Origin of the sequence: Eikenella sp. NML070372 (genome assembly GCF_001648415.1) — a bacterium.
GTDB lineage: Bacteria > Pseudomonadota > Gammaproteobacteria > Burkholderiales > Neisseriaceae > Eikenella > Eikenella exigua.
Window position 1 is genome coordinate 1 of record NZ_LXSN01000010.1, and the last position, 19800, is coordinate 19800.

At 49.8% G+C, this 19800-nt stretch carries 20 protein-coding genes and 1 pseudogene; 19 read left to right on the top strand and 2 right to left on the bottom strand.

Going from position 1 to position 19800, the window contains the following annotated elements; genetic code table 11:
* Positions 1–223: 223 nt before the first annotated feature.
* Positions 224–760, bottom strand: coding sequence for a crossover junction endodeoxyribonuclease RuvC (gene ruvC / locus A7P97_RS08830; protein ID WP_067441723.1), 537 nt, complete (start codon positions 758–760; stop codon positions 224–226).
* A gap of 208 nt (positions 761–968) precedes the next feature.
* Here ruvC and minC point away from each other — a divergent pair, with 208 nt between their 5' ends.
* From minC to rfbD, 19 genes are all read left to right on the top strand, one after another.
* Positions 969–1688 (top strand): septum site-determining protein MinC, encoded by a 720-nt coding sequence (gene minC, locus A7P97_RS08835; RefSeq protein WP_067529480.1) that lies wholly within the window; start codon positions 969–971, stop codon positions 1686–1688.
* A 129-nt stretch (positions 1689–1817) separates the two neighbouring features.
* Positions 1818–2630, top strand: a complete 813-nt coding sequence (gene minD, locus A7P97_RS08840; protein ID WP_067441717.1) for a septum site-determining protein MinD — start codon at positions 1818–1820, stop codon at positions 2628–2630.
* 3 nt (positions 2631–2633) lie between these two features.
* Positions 2634–2906, top strand: a complete 273-nt coding sequence (gene minE, locus A7P97_RS08845; protein ID WP_067441713.1) for a cell division topological specificity factor MinE — start codon at positions 2634–2636, stop codon at positions 2904–2906.
* A gap of 3 nt (positions 2907–2909) precedes the next feature.
* Positions 2910–3830, top strand: a complete 921-nt coding sequence (locus tag A7P97_RS08850; protein WP_067529482.1) for a hydrogen peroxide-inducible genes activator — start codon at positions 2910–2912, stop codon at positions 3828–3830.
* A 124-nt stretch (positions 3831–3954) separates the two neighbouring features.
* Positions 3955–4866 carry a glycine--tRNA ligase subunit alpha gene (gene glyQ / locus A7P97_RS08855; RefSeq protein ID WP_067529484.1) on the top strand — a complete coding sequence of 304 codons (912 nt, stop codon included), beginning with the start codon at positions 3955–3957 and terminating at the stop codon, positions 4864–4866.
* A gap of 113 nt (positions 4867–4979) precedes the next feature.
* Positions 4980–7043, top strand: a complete 2064-nt coding sequence (gene glyS, locus A7P97_RS08860) for a glycine--tRNA ligase subunit beta (protein ID WP_067529486.1) — start codon at positions 4980–4982, stop codon at positions 7041–7043.
* 129 nt (positions 7044–7172) lie between these two features.
* Entirely contained in the window at positions 7173–8084 is a 912-nt protein-coding gene (locus tag A7P97_RS08865) for an FkbM family methyltransferase (RefSeq protein WP_197474140.1), read from the top strand.
* Positions 8085–8116: 32 nt separating this feature from the next.
* On the top strand, positions 8117–9190 hold the full coding sequence (locus A7P97_RS09845; protein WP_082887657.1) for a glycosyltransferase family 9 protein: 1074 nt from the start codon (positions 8117–8119) through the stop codon (positions 9188–9190).
* A 29-nt stretch (positions 9191–9219) separates the two neighbouring features.
* Complete coding sequence (locus tag A7P97_RS10260; RefSeq protein ID WP_156497505.1) at positions 9220–9801, top strand: glycosyltransferase family 9 protein; 582 nt, start codon at positions 9220–9222, stop codon at positions 9799–9801.
* A gap of 19 nt (positions 9802–9820) precedes the next feature.
* A complete protein-coding gene (locus tag A7P97_RS08870) occupies positions 9821–10450 on the top strand; it encodes a glycosyltransferase family 9 protein (protein WP_067596351.1) in 630 nt (209 codons plus the stop codon).
* 21 nt (positions 10451–10471) lie between these two features.
* The gene (locus tag A7P97_RS09850; protein ID WP_082887658.1) at positions 10472–11578 is read left to right on the top strand and encodes a glycosyltransferase family 9 protein; all 1107 of its coding nucleotides are present in this window, start codon (positions 10472–10474) and stop codon (positions 11576–11578) included.
* The gene (locus A7P97_RS08875) at positions 11571–12632 is read left to right on the top strand and encodes a glycosyltransferase family 4 protein (RefSeq protein ID WP_067529492.1); all 1062 of its coding nucleotides are present in this window, start codon (positions 11571–11573) and stop codon (positions 12630–12632) included. The genes A7P97_RS09850 and A7P97_RS08875 overlap by 8 nt, the downstream gene beginning before the upstream one ends.
* 21 nt (positions 12633–12653) lie before the next feature.
* The gene (gene rfbB / locus A7P97_RS08880) at positions 12654–13724 is read left to right on the top strand and encodes a dTDP-glucose 4,6-dehydratase (RefSeq protein WP_067529494.1); all 1071 of its coding nucleotides are present in this window, start codon (positions 12654–12656) and stop codon (positions 13722–13724) included.
* A 12-nt stretch (positions 13725–13736) separates the two neighbouring features.
* Positions 13737–14111: a hypothetical protein gene (locus tag A7P97_RS08885; protein WP_082887659.1), complete on the top strand. Its 375-nt coding sequence runs from the start codon at positions 13737–13739 to the stop codon at positions 14109–14111.
* Between the two features lie 77 nt (positions 14112–14188).
* Positions 14189–15055: a glucose-1-phosphate thymidylyltransferase RfbA gene (gene rfbA, locus A7P97_RS08890; protein WP_067529496.1), complete on the top strand. Its 867-nt coding sequence runs from the start codon at positions 14189–14191 to the stop codon at positions 15053–15055.
* A gap of 20 nt (positions 15056–15075) precedes the next feature.
* Complete coding sequence (locus A7P97_RS08895; protein WP_067596352.1) at positions 15076–15513, top strand: hypothetical protein; 438 nt, start codon at positions 15076–15078, stop codon at positions 15511–15513.
* Positions 15514–15533: 20 nt separating this feature from the next.
* A complete protein-coding gene (locus A7P97_RS08900) occupies positions 15534–15731 on the top strand; it encodes a hypothetical protein (RefSeq protein ID WP_067529500.1) in 198 nt (65 codons plus the stop codon).
* Positions 15728–16270: a dTDP-4-dehydrorhamnose 3,5-epimerase gene (rfbC, locus tag A7P97_RS08905; protein WP_067529502.1), complete on the top strand. Its 543-nt coding sequence runs from the start codon at positions 15728–15730 to the stop codon at positions 16268–16270. Before A7P97_RS08900 ends, rfbC begins: the two co-directional genes overlap by 4 nt.
* Before the next feature lie 24 nt (positions 16271–16294).
* Positions 16295–17167 carry a dTDP-4-dehydrorhamnose reductase gene (gene rfbD / locus A7P97_RS08910; protein ID WP_067529504.1) on the top strand — a complete coding sequence of 291 codons (873 nt, stop codon included), beginning with the start codon at positions 16295–16297 and terminating at the stop codon, positions 17165–17167.
* 79 nt (positions 17168–17246) lie between these two features.
* Here the strand turns inward: rfbD and metE are convergent.
* Positions 17247–19462 (bottom strand): annotated as a pseudogene (metE, locus tag A7P97_RS08915) (5-methyltetrahydropteroyltriglutamate--homocysteine S-methyltransferase).
* Positions 19463–19800 lie beyond the last annotated feature (338 nt).

A 19800-nucleotide genomic window follows, 5' to 3' on the forward strand; every position in this document is an offset into this window, starting at 1 on the left:
AAAACACCCACACTTATCGGTAATCTGATTGTTAAAGAGCTGCTGAACCGTAAAACCGACAACAAAACCGTGCCGTAAGGAACAGCGAAGATGCGGACTATACGCCTACCAAAATATTTTGTCAAATACCGGAAAACAAAATATCCACAAACAAAAACTAAATCACTAAGGTGAAATGAAATTTACCCGGCATAAATACAACTGACTACTGGCTGCCTGAAAATCAAATCTGAAACCGGCCACCTTTAATTTGCGAAGCATTGCGCAATTTCGCTGCCAAACTATGATTACGTAACGCATGGGTAAGCGCCACGGCTAAGCCGTCGGCCGCATCGGCTTGCGGCTTCCCTGACAGCCTCAGCATCTGCACCACCATATGCTGCACCTGTTCCTTGGCTGCCTTACCCTGCCCCACCACCGCCTGTTTCACCTGCAAAGCCGTGTATTCATACACAGGCAACCCGCGCAGCACCAACGCCGCCACTGCTGCCCCGCGCGCCTGCCCCAGCATCAACGTGGCAGCGGGATTGACGTTCACAAACACCTGCTCCACCGCCGCTTGGTTCGGTCGATAAGTATCGATAATCTCGCCGATGTGCTGCACGATAATGCCGATTCGTCCGGCCAGCTCGTCGCCGGGAATGGTTTTGATGCGGCCGGATGCCACATAGCTCTGATTCTGCCCCAGCACATCAATAACGCCAAATCCCGTTACCCGGCTGCCCGGGTCGATGCCCAAAATCCGTATCGGCTTCCGCATAGTTTTTCCCTTTAAATTACTCAAACTGGTTTTCAGGTATCCTCCAGCTTGCCAAGCAGGCTACCTGAAAACCGATTCGCCGCATTATTATAAGCCAAGTTTTCAGGTAGCCTGATATAAGCCAAGAGTCACACAGATTTGAAGTAGCCTACATAAAACGGTAAACTGCGAGCCGTTTCAATTCTTAAATTACGACTCCATCGCACCGATGAAGCCAGCATTCGACATCAAATCCGCCCGTCTCGACGCGCTCGCCATCCAGCTCAACACCGCCGAGCTGGCGACCATCCGACAAACCCTCACCGAGCGCGCCGCACAATACCGCGAGCTCAGCGATATGCCGCTGCTGCTCGACGTGCAGGCATTCGACTCGCCAGATAATCTGGATTTAGACAGCCTGCTCGGCCTGTTTGCCGAACACAGCCTGCCCATCGGCGCCCTGCGCCATCACGACGAACAATGGCAGGCAGCCGCCCGCGCCCATCATTTAGCCTTTTGCAGCGATAACGCCAATGGTGAAGAACACAAAAGGCTACCTGAAAATACGCAACACGAAACGCCCAACACCCCGCCCGCCCCTGCCGTGCGCCAAACCCTTGTGGTGGAGAAACCTATCCGCACCGGTCAGCAGGTGTATGCCGAAAATGCCGACCTCATTGTACTGGGCTTGGTAAACGAAGGGGCCGAAGTCATTGCCGACGGCCATATCCACATTTACGCTCCCCTGCGTGGCCGCGCCCTGGCTGGCGCCAGCGGCAACCAAAATACCCGCATTTTCGCCCAATCGATGCAGGCCGAGTTGGTATCCATCGCCGGCATCTACCGCACTTTCGACCAACAGCTGCCGCCGCACCTCCACCGTCAGGCCGTGCAGATATATTTGCAAAAAGAGCGGCTGTCCATCGCCGCCCTCAACAAGATTATTTGAAACAACTTTATTTAGCTACACAATACAAACGGCGGCAAACCATTTTCAGGTAGCCTCCTTCAGGTAGCCCGCCAAACGTAACAACCCATTTCAACAAAACAGATTCACATAAGGGAAAGGATCATAACCGTGGCAAAAATTATTGTAGTAACCTCCGGTAAAGGCGGTGTGGGCAAAACCACCACCAGTGCCAGCATCGCCAGCGGCCTGGCTCTAAAAGGACACAAAACCGCCGTTATCGATTTCGACGTCGGCCTGCGCAACCTTGACCTCATCATGGGTTGCGAACGCCGTGTGGTGTACGACTTAATCAACGTTATCCAAAACGAAGCCTCGCTGCGCCAAGCGCTGATTAAAGACAAGCACTGCGACAACCTGTTCATTCTACCCGCCTCGCAAACCCGCGACAAAGACGCGCTCACTCGCGAAGGCGTGGAACACGTGCTCACCGAGCTCACCGAAAAAATGGACTTCGAATTTGTGATTTGCGATTCGCCCGCCGGTATCGAAACCGGCGCACTGATGGCACTGTATTTTGCCGATGAAGCCATCGTTACCACCAACCCCGAAGTATCCAGCGTGCGCGATTCCGACCGCATTTTGGGCATTTTGCAGAGCAAGAGCCGCCATGCCGAAAAAGGCGAGCAAGTGAAAGAACACCTGTTGATTACCCGCTACAATCCCGATCGTGTAGAAAGCGGCGAAATGCTTTCGGTAAAAGACATCGAAGACGTACTGCGCATCCCGCTCTTGGGTGTGATTCCCGAATCGCAAAACGTGCTGCAAGCCTCCAACGTCGGCCTGCCTGTGATCCATCAAGAAGGCGTACCTGCCGCCGAAGCCTATAAAGACGTGGTGGCCCGCCTACTGGGCGAAAACCGGCCAATGCGTTTTTTGGAAGCAGAGAGAAAAGGCTTCCTGCAACGCCTGTTCGGAGGGTAAGCCATGTCATTGATTGATATATTGTTCGGCAAAAAGCCCAAATCCGCCAGCATCGCCCGCGACCGCCTGCAAATCATCATTGCACAGGAGCGCGTGAAATCCCAAGCACCGGACTACCTGCCCACCCTACAGAAAGAGCTGTTGGGGGTATTATCGAAATACGTGCACGTTTCCCTCGACGATATCCGTATCTCACAGGAAACACAAAACGGTGTGGACGTGCTGGAGCTCAACATCATCCTGCCTGACTTCCAACGCAAAAGCGAAGAAGGCTAAGCCATGACCCTGACCGAATTGCGCTATATTGTGGCCGTTGCACAAGAACGCCACTTCGGCCGTGCCGCCCAACGCTGCTTCGTCAGCCAGCCCACCCTCTCCATCGCCATTAAAAAGTTGGAGGAAGAACTCTCGGTTTCGCTATTCGACCGCAGTAGCAACGAAGTCAGGCCCACCGAAACCGGCGAGCGCATCATCACCCAGGCGCACCGTGTTTTGGAAGAAGCCGACCGTATCAAACATCTGGCCGCCTCCGAGCAAAATGAGCTGGCTGGCGTGTTCAAGTTGGGGCTGATTTTTACCGTGGCTCCCTATCTTTTGCCGCGTCTGATTTTATCGCTGCGCAAAGTGGCACCCGATATGCCCCTGATGCTGGAAGAGCACCACACCGCCAACCTCACCGATTCCCTGAAAAAAGGCGAATTGGACGCCATCGTGGTGGCCGAGCCCTTCCAAGAGCCCGGTATCATCACCGAGCCGCTTTATAGCGAACCGTTTTTCGTTATCGTGCCGAAGGAGCACGAATTTGAAGAGCTCGATGCCATATCTGTGCAGCAGCTGACGGAACAGCAAGTGTTACTGCTCAGTGAAGGCAACTGCATGCGCGACCAAGTTTTAGAAAGCTGTAGCAAACTGGCCTCCCGCCAGCGCATTCTCGGCCTGGCCAACACCCTGCAAGGCAGCTCCATCAACACCATCCGCCACATGGTGGCCAGCGGCTTGGGCATCAGCGTGCTGCCTTCCAGCGCCCTCACCGATAACGACCACTTGCTGTTTTCCATCATCCCCTTCGAGCCGCCAGTGCCCAACCGCCGCATCGTATTGGCCTCGCGCCGCAACTTCATACGCCCCCAAGCCCTGCAGGCGCTGCGCCGGGCCATCCTGAAATCCCAGCTCACTGGTGTGCGTTTTGCCGAAGCCTAGCCGGCTTGGAAGAGGCTACCTGAAAATCACCCAACCATTTTTCAGGTAGCCTTTGGCTTTGTTTTGTTTAATCGGCAAACCAAGTACAATACCGCCATTATTTTTCCAACTTTCCCACACAACCATGCTCACCTTCCAACAAATCATCTTCAAACTGCAAAACTACTGGGCCGCCCAAGGCTGCACCCTGCTCCAGCCGCTCGATATGGAAGTTGGCGCCGGCACATCCCACCCCGCCACCTGCCTGCGCGCACTCGGCCCCGAACCGTGGTTTGCCGCCTATGTTCAACCCAGCCGCCGCCCCAAAGACGGCCGCTACGGCAACAATCCCAATCGCCTGCAGCACTATTACCAATTCCAAGTCGCCCTCAAACCCGCCCCGGCCAATATCCAAGACCTCTATCTCGATTCCCTGCGCGAATTGGGCATCGACCCCAAAGTGCACGACATCCGCTTTGTGGAAGACGACTGGGAAAACCCCACCCTCGGCGCATGGGGTTTGGGCTGGGAAGTTTGGCTCAACGGCATGGAAGTCACCCAGTTCACCTACTTCCAACAAGTCGGCGGCATCGACTGCACCCCCGTGCTAGGCGAAATCACCTACGGCATCGAACGCCTGGCGATGTACCTGCAAGGCGTGGAAAACGTTTATGACCTCGTTTGGGCAAAAACGCTGGACGGCAACACCATAACTTACGGCGACGTGTACCACCAAAACGAAGTCGAACAATCCACCTACAACTTCGAATACAGCGATGCCGACTGGCTGCTGCGCCAATTCAACGACTACGAAGCGCAAGCCAAACGCCTGCTGGCCGTGGAAGACACCAGCCTCGCCCTCCCCGCCTACGAACTCGTCCTCAAAGCCGGCCACACTTTCAACCTCTTAGACGCACGCGGCGCTATTTCCGTCACCGAACGTGCCACCTACATTGGCCGCATCCGTGCGCTGAGCCGCACCGTGGCACAGAAATATGTGGAAAGCCGTGAGAAACTGGGCTTCCCGCTCATTAAAAACAAGGCGCAAGCAGCCTGAAAATGCTAGAATTCTCACCAACCTAACAAACAAGTGCCGCCTGCCCCCTGATTAAAAACTCAACACCATCTACAGCAATGGCAGGCTACCTGGAACCCAAACGACACGCTGCAATGAACACCCAAACCCTTCTAATCGAACTCCTTACCGAAGAACTCCCACCAAAAGCCCTAAATAATTTAGGCAACCACTTTGCCGCTTCTGTTGCCGAAGGCTTGAAAAAAGCACAACTGATTGACGGTGCAGCTGAATTTACCGCCTACGCCTCGCCGCGCCGTTTGGCCGTTCAAATCAAAAACGTAAAGGCCGTTCAAGCTAACCAGAAAATCGTGAAAAAAGGCCCTGCCGTGGCGAATGCCATGAAAGACGGTGCGCCGACCAAGGCTTTGGAAGGTTTCGCACGCGGTGCAGGCGCGAAAATCGAAGACTTGACCATCGTCCACGACGGCAAGCAGGATGTGTACGCCTACGAATACGTCCAAACCGGCAAACCGTTGGGCGAACTTTTGGAAGACATTATCAATCAATCAGTTAAGAAACTGCCGATTCCAAAAGTGATGCGTTGGGGCAGCAGCACGTTTACCTTTGCGCGCCCCGTTCACGGGCTGATTGTGCTGCACGGCGGCGACATCGTGAACGTCAGCGTTTTGGGTTTGCAAAGCGGCAATCAAACCTTGGGACACCGCTTCCTTTCCAGCGGAGAAATCACCATTGAAAACGCCGACAGCTATGCCGTGCAAATGCGCGGGCAAGGCAAAGTCGTTGCTTCGTTTGCCGAGCGCAAGGCTGCGATTCAGACAGCCTTAAACGAGCAGGCAGGTCGTCTGAAAGCCACCGTTGCCGCCGATGAAGCCCTGCTGGACGAAGTAACCGCGTTGGTCGAATACCCCATTGTTTTGGAAGCTGGTTTTGAAGAACATTTCCTCACCGTGCCGCAAGAATGCCTGATTCTGACCATGCAACAAAACCAAAAATACTTCCCGCTGCTCGACCAAAACGGCAAACTGATGAACCGCTTCCTGCTGGTCTCCAACCTGCAAACCGAAGACCCGTCGCACATCATCCAAGGCAACGAACGCGTCTTGCGCGCGCGCCTGTCTGATGCCGAGTTCTTCTACAAACAAGACCAGAAAGCGACTTTGGAAAGCCGCCTGCCCAAACTGGCGAACGTGGTTTACCACAACAAAATTGGTTCGCAAACCGAACGCATCGAGCGCCTGCAAAGCATCGCCGCCCACATCGCCAAAGCACTGGGCGCAGATGCCGCCGCAGCCGAGCGTGCCGCGCGTTTGGCAAAAGCCGACTTGGTTACCGAAATGGTCGGCGAGTTCCCCGAACTGCAAGGCACGATGGGCAAATACTATGCCTGCTTGGATGGCGAAACCGAAGAAATCGCCGAAGCCATCGAGCAGCACTATCAACCGCGTTTTGCCGGCGATAGGCTACCTGAAAGCAAAACCGCCACCGCCGTTGCGCTGGCCGACAAACTGGAAACCTTGGTCGGCATTTGGGGCATCGGTCTGATTCCTACCGGCGACAAAGACCCCTACGCCCTGCGTCGCGCCGCTTTGGGCATTCTGCGGATGCTGATGCAGTATGGTTTGGACGTGAACGAGCTGATTCAGACGACCTTTGCCAGCTTCCCCAAAGGCTTGCTCAACGAAAAAACGCCGTCTGAAACCGCCGACTTCATGCAGGCGCGCCTTGCCATATTGCTGCAAAACGACTATCCGCAAGACATCGTTGCCGCCGTACTTGCCAATCAGCCGCGCCGTTTGGACGATTTGACTGCCAAACTACAAGCCGTCGCCGCGTTCAAACAACTGCCCGAAGCCGCTGCGCTCGCCGCCGCCAACAAACGGGTACAAAACTTGCTGAAAAAAGCTGATGCCTCGCTGGGAGAAGTCGATAAAAGCCTGCTGAAACAGGACGAAGAAAAAGCCCTGTACGCCGCCGCTCAAGGCTTGCAACCAAAAATTACCGCCGCCATTGCCGAAGGCAATTTCCAGACGGCCTTATCCGAACTGGCCTCCGTCAAGCCGCAAGTCGATGCCTTCTTCGACGGCGTGATGGTAATGACGAAAGACCCCGCCGTAAAACAAAACCGCCTGAACCTGCTGAACCGCTTGGCAGAGCAGATGAACGCGGTGGCGGATATTGCTGTGTTGAGCGAGTAGCTAAATTTACCTGAAATATCAAGCATTTTATTACTAATCTCAACTTTAATACTTGGAAATAATTTTATGAAGCATATTCACCGCCCGTTACCATTCGTGCTGACATCTACAAATACCGGAACAATGATCGTGAATCACCAAGATTATGCCTATGATCAACAAGGTAATTGTTATGGAGTAGGATATCAATATCTCAGCCAAGGTAGTTTCGACCCTTCCGAAATCGAACTAGTTCTGAACCTACTGAATTTACGTAAGAATTATCATGGTGAAGGAGTGGTTGCACTAGATTGTGGTGCGAATATAGGTGCACATACCATTGCCTGGGGCATAGAAATGACAGGATGGGGTAACGTTATTTCTTTTGAAGCTCAAGAACGTATTTATTATGCCTTAGCAGGAAACATAGCTTTAAATAACTGTTTCAATGTAAAAGCCATTCACGCTGCTTTAGGTAATACCAAAATACTACCAGATCCATCTACCCACTTCTTGGATATACCAGTTCCTGACTATACCAAACATGCATCGTTTGGTAGCTTAGAACTACGCCCTTCTGACCATAATGAGTTTATTGGCCAACAAATAGACTATCAGAAGCATACGCAAAAAGTACCATTGCTATCTATTGACACTTTAGATTTGTCACGAATTGACTTAATCAAAATGGATGTGGAAGGAATGGAAATAGAAGTGTTAAATGGCGCAACAGATAGCATTAAAAAAAATAGACCCGTTATGTTGGTCGAAATCTTAAAATCTGGCGGAGATAAAATAGTTGATTTTTTCCAAAGCCTTGGATACACATTCTTCACCAAAGATATCAACCTATTAGCCATTCACAAAAGTGACCCAATCTTAGATCACCTTAAGGTAGGGCATAGTGAATACCGCTTACTTTCCAAACGGCTATGGCAAAAAAAAGAACATTCTGAAGCCTTACACTATTATGCAATATATCTGAAACAGCGAATAAATAAGGATAATGAGCTTACAGATGTCCATTTATTTCATCCTGACGTAGACAAGCCAAACTTTTAAACAATTTATCTTAATTAACGGCTTATAATTATATGAAATTATCCAAAGTGATTATTGCTTATTTATTTGGGAGAAAAAAGAAGTGCAACAACTTTGATTTGAATAATATATCATCAATTCTAATTCGCCCATTTGGTTTTGCCTTAGGTGATAGCCTGATACATCTCGCTTTTGCAGAACAATTAAGGAGTATATATCCAAATCTAAAGTTAGGTATTATGGCTGGACGAAACCGAGATTTATTTATAGCAAGTAATCTCTTTGATAAAATTATTCCTTGTAATTTTCTTGAATATACGAAAAATCATAAAAAATGGCAGTTACTATTAGACTTCAGAGAAACATACAATACCCCTGATTTAATCGCTGATAAAATCTTATCTCCTGAGACGACAATAATTTTCTCTAAACAAGATAAAGAATACTATAATCGCGAGACAATTTCTAATTATGATTTCTGCTGCCCGTTTGATCCAAATAGTCATGTCGTAAATCATCTTCAGACTTCTATATTTGGTCAATATTTCGACTTACCGAGAATTATTCCGAAATTAACAATTCCACACGTGGAAATAGATAAAGTGTCGCCTATTTGGGATAGGCTATTTACCCTACCTGCCAATCTTGGCAAGACTTTAAATATACTGCTAGCCCCTCAAGGGAATGCTCAATTGAAAAAACAAGTTCCCCCCTCAGAGTTAGCACAACTACTTAACGAAAGTCTTCCCGTATCCTCCAGAATCAGGGTATTAATGGGATACACAATTGGTAGCAAAGAATATTTCCAAACTCTCAAGGAATTATGCCGTTATGACATACTATTAGGTCTATCACCACCCACTACTTTAAAAGAATATTTAGCTTTATCAGCATCAGCAGATATTATCATTGGCGTAGATAGCGGAACTGTCCATCTAGCGTGTGCATTACAAAAACCATTATTAAGCTTCTATGCACGACATAATATAGATACTTGGCATCCATTATCAAATCCAAATACTCCTCACTTGATGATTACCGCCTCTCAAAACAATAACAACCCAGTAGCTACTGAAAATTTCCCTATTGAGTTGGCAGTAAAATGGTTATCCCAACAAATTTCGTAATGTCGGTTGGTTGTATAATAAAGATCAAAATGTCACTTAAATATAAGTTAAAATTATGGAATTATAAGCGTAAATTTACCTACAAGAAGGCAAAAATTTTCTTCTATTACTTACCTTTATTAGCTATCGACACAATATTTGCAAGAAACCCTGTATCCAACTTACCCAAAAAAGGCAATATATTATTAATATTCAATAATGTAATTGGTGACACTGTAGTCTGTACTGGCCTGCTTAGAAACTTAGTAGAATTAGGTTATGAAGTTTCTGTTTCATCACGAAAACAATCTTTGGATTTATTAAAATATAACCCTTATATAAAAGAAACCTTTCTTTACAATGATAACAAAATAACAAATTTCTTTTACTCCTTATTATTACTTAGGAAAAAGAATTTTGATTTAGCCATCGAAGTACGCATTGCGAGAAAACCCTCCTATAAAGACTTACTTTATTATGCATTGATAAAATCACCAATATTAATTGGTTGTAATAAGGATATGTTTAAAACTTTTAATGTAACTATCCCTTGCAAATTGCAACAAGTACATGTAATCGAACCTTTAACATGTAATCGAACCTTTAAGAAGAATATTAGATATATTTGGTAAAAATATAACTTATAGAGACATGTCTTATGACTTATTTTTTTCTCAAGCTGAAGAGGACTATGTTGCAAGCCAAGTATCTGAGAAAAATTTCATAATATTTAATCCACTTGGTAGTAAAAACACGCACTGTTTATCCCCAAAACAAGCTCAATGCATATACGATCAACTGAATATCTTAGGGTATAAAATCTTTATTACTGGAGAAAAAGAAAAACTAAGCATACTAGGATTTGGCGAAAGCATTATTTTTCAATCTAGAAATATTATTGATATAATTCCTTTGGTGAAGAAAGCAAAGTTAATTGTTAGTGTTGACACATCAATTATTCACATTGCAACCACTTTCAATAAGAATACCATCGCCATTTACCCACACTCATCCAAAGTTCATATACCAAGCCCTCCACAGAGCGAATTAGATCTAATAAAATACAACTACTGGCTATATTACACCCAAATGGAATATGGTTTATATGGCATACCAGTTAACAAAATATCTAACTTCTTCTCTATTGGCACGGTTTTCTGGCATCCAAATAACCCAAACAGCATACAAATTGTTGTGGACTATGACTATATATCCAAAGCTAGCTCAATAGATTTAACTTATCGCATCAATGAAGCCATCGACTCTTTAGAAGTGTTCTAGTAATTCATTACCATTAACATTATGAACATTCCATTTTCAAAAAAAATTATTATCCGCCTGTTTGGTCAAAAGCGACACTCTATTGGCTTTGATTTTAATAATATAAAATCCATCCTAATCCGCCCATTAGGGGATGCTGTCGGCGATGCAATTATCAATCTAGCTTATGCCAAGCAATTAAAAAACATTTACTCAAATATCCAATTGGGCGTACTGGTTACTAATAGAAATAAAAATATTTTTTCCAACTCTCCATTAATAGATAAAACGATAGATAGAACTCCTATCAACTATCTTAGGCAGCGAAAAAAATGGGATTTACTCCTAGACTTTGGTGAATGCCTGGATAGTAGAAGTATTACTGCTTCATCTATTCTTTCTCCTCGTGCTATTATGATTTTTAAAAAACGGGCACGTAAATATTACTCTATGCAAAATGTTCATAACTATGACTTTTACTGTCCCTACAATCCAAAGGATCACGTAGTTCGACATTTACATACATCATCTTTTTCCCAATACTTCTCTATCCCAGAGGCTATCCCAGAATTAAAAATCCATCTAACTGAACAAATTTCTGGGAAATTCTGGCAATGTGATACCGAAAAGAAGATTCGTATATTTTTAGCACCGCAGGGTAGCGTTCCTTTTAAATGCTTGCCAGAAAAAGAGTTATCAGAGTTACTGAACTTGTTCAATAAAAATTATTTTAGTCAAGCTAAATTTATTGTATGCAACACTAAAAACTCAGAAGAATATTTTAAAAAATTAAAACTATTATGTGCTTCTGACATTGATTTATCACTTGCTCCAAAGACCTCACTAGAAGAATATATTGCGCTAACAGCATCATCTGATATTGTTATTGGGGTAGATAGTGGCACAGTGCATTTAGCGTGTGCCCTGAAAAAACCTCTTCTAAGTTTTTATGTTGACCATAATATAAATACATGGGGGCCACTGCATCACAAAGATGTTCCCCATTTTATGGCAGTTTCCCACTCTGAGAAATGTTTTTCAGAAAGTGAGGAAATTAGCTGGCAACATCGTGGGGATTTCCCTATTGCAAAAGCTGCAAACTGGTTAAACCAACAAATCACCACCATTTTGGAGCAACGAAATGCATAAGTCCATCGCATTAAGTACCCATAAATTCGCCACTGGTGGGGGAATAGAAAGTTATACGATTGATTTGGCAAAGCAGCTTTCAAATGATGGAAAAAAAGTTAAGGTTTATGCCTCGAAATTTGATCATAGTTTACCGGAATACTCCAAAATTCAACCGGTATTAATTAATCAAAAGCATACTCTGAAAAAACTGCGGCCATTTTTCTTTACCAGACAGTTAAATAAAATTCATCACACTGATGAATATCTGATTGCCTGCAACCCTTCTGATTATGCCGATATTTATATTTGTGGTGGGACTCATTTAGGCTACCTGAAAGCCATGGAGCAATCGCCAAACTTGATTGACAAATTGGCTGTATATCGAAATCGTACCAATTATACCACTGCAAAATCCATTATGGCGCACTCAGAAATGATGCGTCAGGAGCTGATTAATCTATATAATATTCCGGCACAAAAAATCCAAACAATCCACCCGCCTGCCGATACAAACCGCTTCACCCGCCATTCAGAAGGAATTGCCTCTATCCGGCAACAATATGGGTGGAAAGATGAGGATGTTATTTTCCTATTCCCGTCCACAGGCCATAAACGCAAAGGATTAGATTTATTGGCAGATTATTTTAAAACCACTACCTTGCCCATCCGGCTTGCCGTTGCCGGGTCACCGCTTCCTTATCCGATTGCAAACGTGCAGGAATTAGGCTTTTGCAAAAATATGCCAGATCTTTACCGCGCCGCTGATTACACCATCATGGCCTCGCTATATGAGCCTTTCGGCTTAGTGGGCGTGGAATCAGTGTTATGCGGCACTCGTGTTGTTTTATCGGAAAATATAGCATGCTGCGAAGTTATGAATAACGAGGCAGGCTTCTTCTTCTCGCGGGAAGATAAGCACAGTTTGGATCAAGCTATTCGCCAAGCTGTTGCTCTTAAACAGCAAGGCCGACATAAAATCGACAAACCACTATCGGCATTAGCTTACAATCCTACTCTTGAGTATCATATAACCAAGCTCTATGCCATGCTGGAAGAGCTGGAACATAATTAGAACACTCCAAGTATCTGCTTTATGCACCTCCTCATCACCGGTGGAGCCGGCTTTATCGGCTCGGCAGTTATCCGCCATATCATCCATCACACTCGAGATTCTGTTATCAACCTCGACAAGCTCACCTACGCAGGCAACCTCGAATCCTTGGCAGAAGTTTCAGGTAGCCCCCGTTATACCTTTGAGCAAATTGATATTTGCAACCGTGCCGAGCTCGACCGCATATTTGCCCAGCATCAGCCCGACGCGGTGATGCACCTGGCAGCAGAAAGCCATGTGGATAGGAGCATAGACAGCGCTGGCGAATTTATCCAAACCAATATTGTCGGCACCTTTAACCTGCTCGAAGCAGCCCGCTCCTATTGGCAAAGGCTACCTGAAAGCCGCCGCGTGGCATTCCGCTTCCACCATATCTCCACCGATGAGGTGTTTGGCGACTTGCACGGCACCAGCGATTTGTTTACAGAAACTACGCCCTATGCCCCGTCCAGCCCCTATTCTGCCAGCAAGGCTTCCAGCGACCACCTTGTGCGCGCCTGGCTACGTACCTACGGCCTACCCGCCATCATTACCAACTGTTCCAACAACTACGGCCCCTACCACTTCCCCGAAAAACTCATTCCGCTGATGACTCTGAACGCCCTAGCCGGCAAACCCCTGCCTGTCTACGGCAACGGGCAACAAATCCGCGATTGGCTCTTTGTGGAAGACCATGCCCGTGCGCTGTATCAAGTCATTACCCAAGGCAAAATCGGCGAGAGCTACAATATCGGCGGCCACAACGAAAAAACCAATCTTGAAGTGGTACAAACCATCTGTACCCTGCTGGAAGAACTTGCTCCCGAAAAACCCATTGGCGTGTCGCGTTATGCTGACCTAATTACCTTTGTGCCCGACCGCCCAGGCCATGATCTGCGCTATGCCATTGATGCCGCCAAAATCGGCCGCGAGCTGAGTTGGCAGCCGCAGGAAACATTTGAATCCGGTATGCGCAAAACCGTACAATGGTACTTGGATAACAAAATCTGGTGGCAACGCATCCTCGATGGCCGTTACCGCCTGGAGCGGCTTGGCCACTTATCAATTCCATAATTCGGAGATCCTATGAACATCCGTAATAGCATACTGCTCAACTTCCTTGCCCTCGGCCTCGCTCTCTCCGGCGGTGTGGAAGCCAAAAACCACCCCCACCGCGCACCTGCTGCCACCCAGCAGCAGCAACGCGCCGACGGCAGCAGCCAAGAGCGCGCCGTGGTTATCCACGAAAACGACACCCCGCGCGGCATTGCTGCCGAAAACCGCTGGATTGCCCAAAACATGCCAGGCTACCGTAAAATTGGCCAAGCCCTAATTCAAGGCCAAAACGGCATTTACGACCGCATCAGCGTAGTCGGCCCTCATGGTGAGCGCAAAGAAGTATTCTTTGAAATCAGCGAATTCTTCGGCCGCTACAACGGCAAACTGCTGGGCGCGGAATAGGCATAGCAAACCATAAAAAGGCTACCTGAAGCATTTATTTGTTTTCAGGTAGCCTTCTGCCACAGAAAGGCAACCGTATGAAAGGCATTATTCTCGCCGGCGGCAGCGGCTCCCGTCTTTATCCTCTTACGCGCGGTGCTGCCAAACAGCTTCTGCCCGTATACGACAAACCGATGATTTACTACCCCCTATCGGTGTTAATGCTCGCCGGCATCCGCGACATCCTCATCATCACCACCCCCGAAGACAATGCTGCCTTCCGCCGCCTGCTCGGCAACGGCAGCGACTTCGGCATCCGCCTGCAATACGCTGTACAACCCAGCCCGGACGGCCTTGCCCAAGCCTTCATCATCGGCGAAGAATTTATCGGCAGCGACAACGTCTGCCTCGTATTGGGCGACAACATCTTCTACGGCCAATCCTTCACCCAAACCCTGCAGCAAGCCGCCGCCCAAACCCATGGCGCCACCGTATTCGCCTACCAAGTGAAAGACCCCGAACGCTTCGGCGTGGTCGAATTCGACCCGCACCTCAAAGCCCTCTCTATAGAAGAAAAACCCAAACAACCCAAATCCAACTGGGCGGTAACCGGCCTCTATTTCTACGACAAACGCGTAGTCGGATTCGCCAAACAAATCAAACCATCCGCACGCGGCGAGCTCGAAATCTCCGACCTCAACCAGCTCTATCTCGAAGACGGCAGCCTTTCCGTGCAACTGCTCGGCCGCGGCTTCGCCTGGCTCGACACCGGCACACACGAAAGCCTGCACGAAGCCGCCTCCTTCGTGCGCACCATCCAAAACGTGCAAGCCCTTCAGGTAGCCTGCCTCGAAGAAATCGCCTGGCGCAACGGCTGGCTTTCCAACGGGCAATTGGCCGATTTGGCCAAACCCATGGCCAAAAACCAATACGGCCAATACCTGCTGCGGCTGCTAGAAAAATAACCTCACTCTGCTTACCAATCATGAAACCAATCCTCCTCATCCTCCTGCTCGCTGCCCCATTCGCCTGCGCTGATATCTCCTTTGTTCATCCCATGAGCACAGCCGAATGCAAACAAGCCGTTATCGACAGCATGGAAATGTATGTTGACAGCCGCTACTGCGAAAAAGGCGACACCGGACAAACCCGACACCAAGCCATGATCGGCTGGTATACCATTGGCGAGCTCAACAGCAAATCCGGCAATGAAGAATTCAACCGCTGCGCCCTCACTCCAGAGCAACGCCAAGAACTCTCCGACTTAACAAAGCACTACGAAGCCATTATGTACAGCCCTGAGCGCCTGCAACAATTCTGCACCCCTGCCAACCGCGCCCGCATCGCACCGCTCTACCCCCGCTATATGCACCTGCTACAAGAGATGGAAAACATCCGCAACCGGCGTAGCGAACATCCGTAACCCCCTTTTCAGGTAGCCCCATGCACCAAGCCCTACTCCTTGCCGCCATGCCCGCTACCGCCCAAGCGCAAAACAACGGCTGGACACATTTCCGCCTCACCAACACCGAAGGCAAACCCATCAGTTTCTACAGCAACACCCAAGTGCTGAACCAGCTCAACCGCAAGAAATTACCCAGGCTACCTAAAACCGCCAACTACCAAAGTGCCCTATTATGAATATCCTCCCCACTGCCCTTCCCGATGTCAAACTCCTCCAGCCCCAAGTCCACGGCGACAAACGCGGCTTCTTTATGGAAACCTTCCGCGACAACTGGTTTCGCGAACACATCGCCCCGCGCACCTTCGTGCAGGAAAATCACTCCAAATCCGGCCAGGGTGTCTTACGCGGCCTGCACTACCAAACCGAAAACACCCAAAACAAACTCGTGCGCGTGATTGCCGGCGAAGTGTTCGACGTAGCTGTCGACCTGCGCCGCAGCTCCCCCACCTTCGGCCAATGGGCCGGCGCCATCCTCTCCGACGAAAACAAACACCAGCTCTGGGTACCCGAAGGCTTCGCCCACGGCTTCTATGTATTGAGTGAAGAGGCCGAATTCGTTTACAAATGCACCGACTACTACAACCCCAAAGCCAAGCACTCCCTGCTGTGGAACGACCCCGCAGTCGGCATCGAATGGCCGCTGCAAGGCGAGCCCAAACTCTCACCCAAAGACCTCGCCGGCAAACCGCTGAACCAAGCCGTATTGTTTGATTAAACATCCCAACTTCAGGTAGCCCCCATGAAACTCCTCATCACCAGCCACCATGGCCAAGTTGGCCAAGCCCTCATCCAGCAGGCCGCCGATCATAATTTTCAGGTAGCCGCTTACAACCGCAGCGAACTCGACATCGCCGACCGTGCCGCCGTATTGCAGGCCGTCGAGCGCGAGCAGCCCGCTGTTATCATCAACGCCGCCGCCTACACCGCCGTAGACAAAGCCGAAAGCGAACCGGCCGCCGCCTATACCGCCAACGCCGAAGGTGCCGAAAACCTCGCCCGCGCCGCCCACACCGCAGGCGCCGCCATCTTGCATATTTCCACCGACTACGTTTTCAACGGCCGCACCGAACGCCCCTACCGCGAAACTGACGCCCCCGATCCCCAAACCATATACGGCCAAAGCAAACTGGCCGGCGAACAAGCCGTGCAGGCCGCCTGCCCGCGCCACATCATCCTGCGCACCGCCTGGGTGTTTGGCGAACACGGCCATAACTTCGTGAAAACCATGCTCCGCCTCGACCGCGAACGCGACAGCCTTGGCATCGTGGCCGACCAAAGCGGCGCCCCCACCTATGCCGGCCACATCGCCGCCGCCCTGCTGCACATCGCCGGGCGCACCCAAACCGAAAACTGCCCCTACGGCCTCTACCACTTTTCAGGTAGCCCCTACACCACCTGGCACGGCTTTGCCGCCGAAATCTTCCGCCGCGCCGCCGAGCAAGGCATCCTGCCCCGCGTGCCCGAACTGCGCGCCATCACCACCGCCGACTACCCCACCCCTGCCCGCCGCCCCGCCGACTCCCGCCTCGACTGCAGCAAAATCCACACCGCCTTCGGCATCGCCCCCAGCGATTGGCAAAGCGCATTGGGCAATCTGGCCGACTATCTTTAAAGCATCCAAAAATTTTGGCTTCGCAGAAATTCTGCGTCGCTCATTTTCAGGTAGCCTATTATTCCAACTGCCTCAGTGTTTAGCGGGTAATATTTTTATCCGCCAATTCTTTACGCAGTTTTTTGGTAACCGCCATCATCACTTCAAGCTGTTCCAAGGTTTCTTTCCAGCCACGGGTTTTCAGGCCGCAGTCGGGGTTGACCCACAGGCGCTCTACGGGCACCACTTCCATGGCTTTGCGCAGCAGGCGTTCCACTTCGGCTTCGGTGGGTACGCGCGGGCTGTGGATGTCGTACACGCCGGGGCCGATGTCGTTCGGGTATTTGAAGTCGCTGAACGCGGTGAGCAATTCTATGTCGGAACGTGAAGTTTCAATGGTAATCACGTCTGCATCCATGCTGGCGATAGCGGGCAGGATGTCGTTGAACTTGGAGTAGCACATATGGGTGTGGATTTGGGTGCTGTCTTCCGCACCGGTGCTGCTCAAACGGAAGGCTTCGCAGGCCCAGGTCAGGTATTCGTCCCACTGCGCTTTTTTCAGCGGCATGGCTTCGCGGATGGCGGGCTCGTCGATCTGGATAACCTTAATGCCGGCTTTTTCCAAATCCAGCACTTCATCGTTCAGCGCCAGTGCGATTTGCTTGGCCACCACGCTCAGCGGCACGTCGTCGCGCACAAACGACCATTTAAACATGGTTACCGGGCCGGTAAGCATGCCTTTCATCGGGCGTTTGGTGAGGCTTTGCGCGTAGGTGGACCAATAAACGGTCATCGGATTGGGGCGGGACACGTCGCCGAAAATAATCGGCGGTTTTACGCAGCGGCTGCCGTAGCTCTGCACCCAGCCGAACTGGCTGAAGCAGTAGCCGGCCAGCTGTTCGCCGAAGTATTCCGCCATGTCGTTGCGCTCGGCTTCGCCGTGTACGGGCACGTCCAGCTCCAATTTTTCTTGGATTTCCACGCAGTAGGCGATTTCTTTCTTCATCGCGGCATCGTAGTCGGCGGCGGAGAGCTCGCCTTTCTTGAATGCGGCGCGCGCTTGGCGGATTTCGGCGGTTTGCGGGAAGGAGCCGATGGTGGTGGTGGGCAGCACGGGCAGCTTCATCCATTCCTGCTGTGCCTTAATGCGCTGGGCAAACGGCGATTTGCGTTGGTCGGCGCCTTTGGGCAGGTCGGCCACGCGTTTTTGTACGGCTGCGTTGTGGATTTTCTTGTTGGTGGCGCGGTCGGCAGCGGCGGCATCGGATTCGGCCAAGGCAGCCTGAACGGCGGGTTTGCCGTGTGCCAGCGCTTGTTTCACCACGCCCAGTTCCACCAGTTTCTGCGCGGCAAAGGCCATCCAAGATTTGATTTCGCCGTCCAGTTTTTCTTCCACGGCCAAGTCTTGCGGGCTGTGCAGCAGCGAGCAGGAGGGGCAATCCACAAATTGTTGCCGAATTTGGCTTTCACGGGCTCGAGCGTGTCGATTACCTTGTCCAGGTTGGCGCGCCACACGTTGCGGCCGTCAATCAGGCCCACAGACAGCACGCGGTTGTCCGGCCAGCCTTCGGCAAACACGGAGAGTTGCTCCGGCACGCGCACGCAGTCGATGTGCACGCCGTGTACGGGCAGGGATTTCAGCAGGTTCAGATGTTCGGCCACGGAGGCGAAATAAGTGCCGATGACGATGCGCACGCCGGTGTTGGCCAATTCCTGATACACGGGGGCGAATGCGTCCAGCCACACTTGTGAAGCTTCGGCAGCCAAAATCGGCTCGTCAATCTGAATCCAATCCACGCCTTCGGCAGCCAGCTCGCGCAAGAGTTGTGCGTAAGCAGGCAGCAGTTTGGGCAGCAGCAGTTTGGCTACGCGGCAGCCGAAGTCTTCTTTTTTCTTGCCCAGCCAAGCCAGCGTAACCGGGCCCACCAGCGTGGGCTTGATTTCGTGGCCTTGCGCTTTGGCTTCTTTGATTTGGGCAATCAGGTTTTTGGTGTTTACCTTAAATTCAGTGTCGGCAGACCATTCGGGCACGATGAAGTGGTAGTTGGTGTCGAACCATTTGGTCATTTCCATCGCAAACTGGGTGGCGTTGCCGCGTGCCAGCTGGAAGTATTTCGGCAGGGTTAGTTTGGCTGCGTCGAAGCCGAAACGAGAGGGAATACCGCCCAGAATGCACAGTAAATCCGCATCAATAGCTTTGGGGGTGGCCCAGTTGATGCGATAAATGTCGACCGCTACGGCTTACATCTCAGCCTCGCATTTCACACCCTTCCAAAAGGCTTCAACAACAAATTTCAGCTCGCGCTTCGTGCCAATGCGCGGGTAGCCGGAGAGGTGGAATGGTGTTTATGGATACTCCTTCAAAAGTAGGTGAATAATAAAACACCATGCGTAAAATTTCTCAGTGAGTAAGTTTGCAGCACAGCAATATGCAAGCGATAAATCTGCTGCTTTGCAAGAATGCAATTAATGCAAACAGCTTGATTTTCTATTATTTTTCAAATTATTGAGTCAGTTTTAAAATTTCTTCCTAGTTTCAACCATTTCCCATCTTTATAAACAAATGGATAGAAGAAAAAAGTCTAAGCTGGATATTTTCAGGTAGCCTTTCCATCACCCACAAAAAGCTACCTGAAAACACAACTACACTCCCG

Bases quoted from the DNA above. Each gene is read 5' to 3' on its own strand.
- glyS (WP_067529486.1), top strand. From the start codon at position 4,980: ATGAACACCCAAACCCTTCTAATCGAACTCCTTACCGAAGAACTCCCA.
- glyQ (WP_067529484.1), top strand. From the start codon at position 3,955: ATGCTCACCTTCCAACAAATCATCTTCAAACTGCAAAACTACTGGGCC.
- A7P97_RS09850 (WP_082887658.1), top strand. From the start codon at position 10,472: ATGAACATTCCATTTTCAAAAAAAATTATTATCCGCCTGTTTGGTCAA.
- A7P97_RS08850 (WP_067529482.1), top strand. From the start codon at position 2,910: ATGACCCTGACCGAATTGCGCTATATTGTGGCCGTTGCACAAGAACGC.
- rfbC (WP_067529502.1), top strand. From the start codon at position 15,728: ATGAATATCCTCCCCACTGCCCTTCCCGATGTCAAACTCCTCCAGCCC.
- rfbA (WP_067529496.1), top strand. From the start codon at position 14,189: ATGAAAGGCATTATTCTCGCCGGCGGCAGCGGCTCCCGTCTTTATCCT.
- A7P97_RS08875 (WP_067529492.1), top strand. From the start codon at position 11,571: ATGCATAAGTCCATCGCATTAAGTACCCATAAATTCGCCACTGGTGGG.
- minC (WP_067529480.1), top strand. From the start codon at position 969: ATGAAGCCAGCATTCGACATCAAATCCGCCCGTCTCGACGCGCTCGCC.
- A7P97_RS08895 (WP_067596352.1), top strand. From the start codon at position 15,076: ATGAAACCAATCCTCCTCATCCTCCTGCTCGCTGCCCCATTCGCCTGC.
- A7P97_RS09845 (WP_082887657.1), top strand. From the start codon at position 8,117: ATGAAATTATCCAAAGTGATTATTGCTTATTTATTTGGGAGAAAAAAG.
- ruvC (WP_067441723.1), bottom strand. From the start codon at position 760: ATGCGGAAGCCGATACGGATTTTGGGCATCGACCCGGGCAGCCGGGTA.
- A7P97_RS08900 (WP_067529500.1), top strand. From the start codon at position 15,534: ATGCACCAAGCCCTACTCCTTGCCGCCATGCCCGCTACCGCCCAAGCG.
- rfbD (WP_067529504.1), top strand. From the start codon at position 16,295: ATGAAACTCCTCATCACCAGCCACCATGGCCAAGTTGGCCAAGCCCTC.
- A7P97_RS08885 (WP_082887659.1), top strand. From the start codon at position 13,737: ATGAACATCCGTAATAGCATACTGCTCAACTTCCTTGCCCTCGGCCTC.
- A7P97_RS08870 (WP_067596351.1), top strand. From the start codon at position 9,821: ATGTCTTATGACTTATTTTTTTCTCAAGCTGAAGAGGACTATGTTGCA.
- rfbB (WP_067529494.1), top strand. From the start codon at position 12,654: ATGCACCTCCTCATCACCGGTGGAGCCGGCTTTATCGGCTCGGCAGTT.
- A7P97_RS10260 (WP_156497505.1), top strand. From the start codon at position 9,220: ATGTCACTTAAATATAAGTTAAAATTATGGAATTATAAGCGTAAATTT.
- minE (WP_067441713.1), top strand. From the start codon at position 2,634: ATGTCATTGATTGATATATTGTTCGGCAAAAAGCCCAAATCCGCCAGC.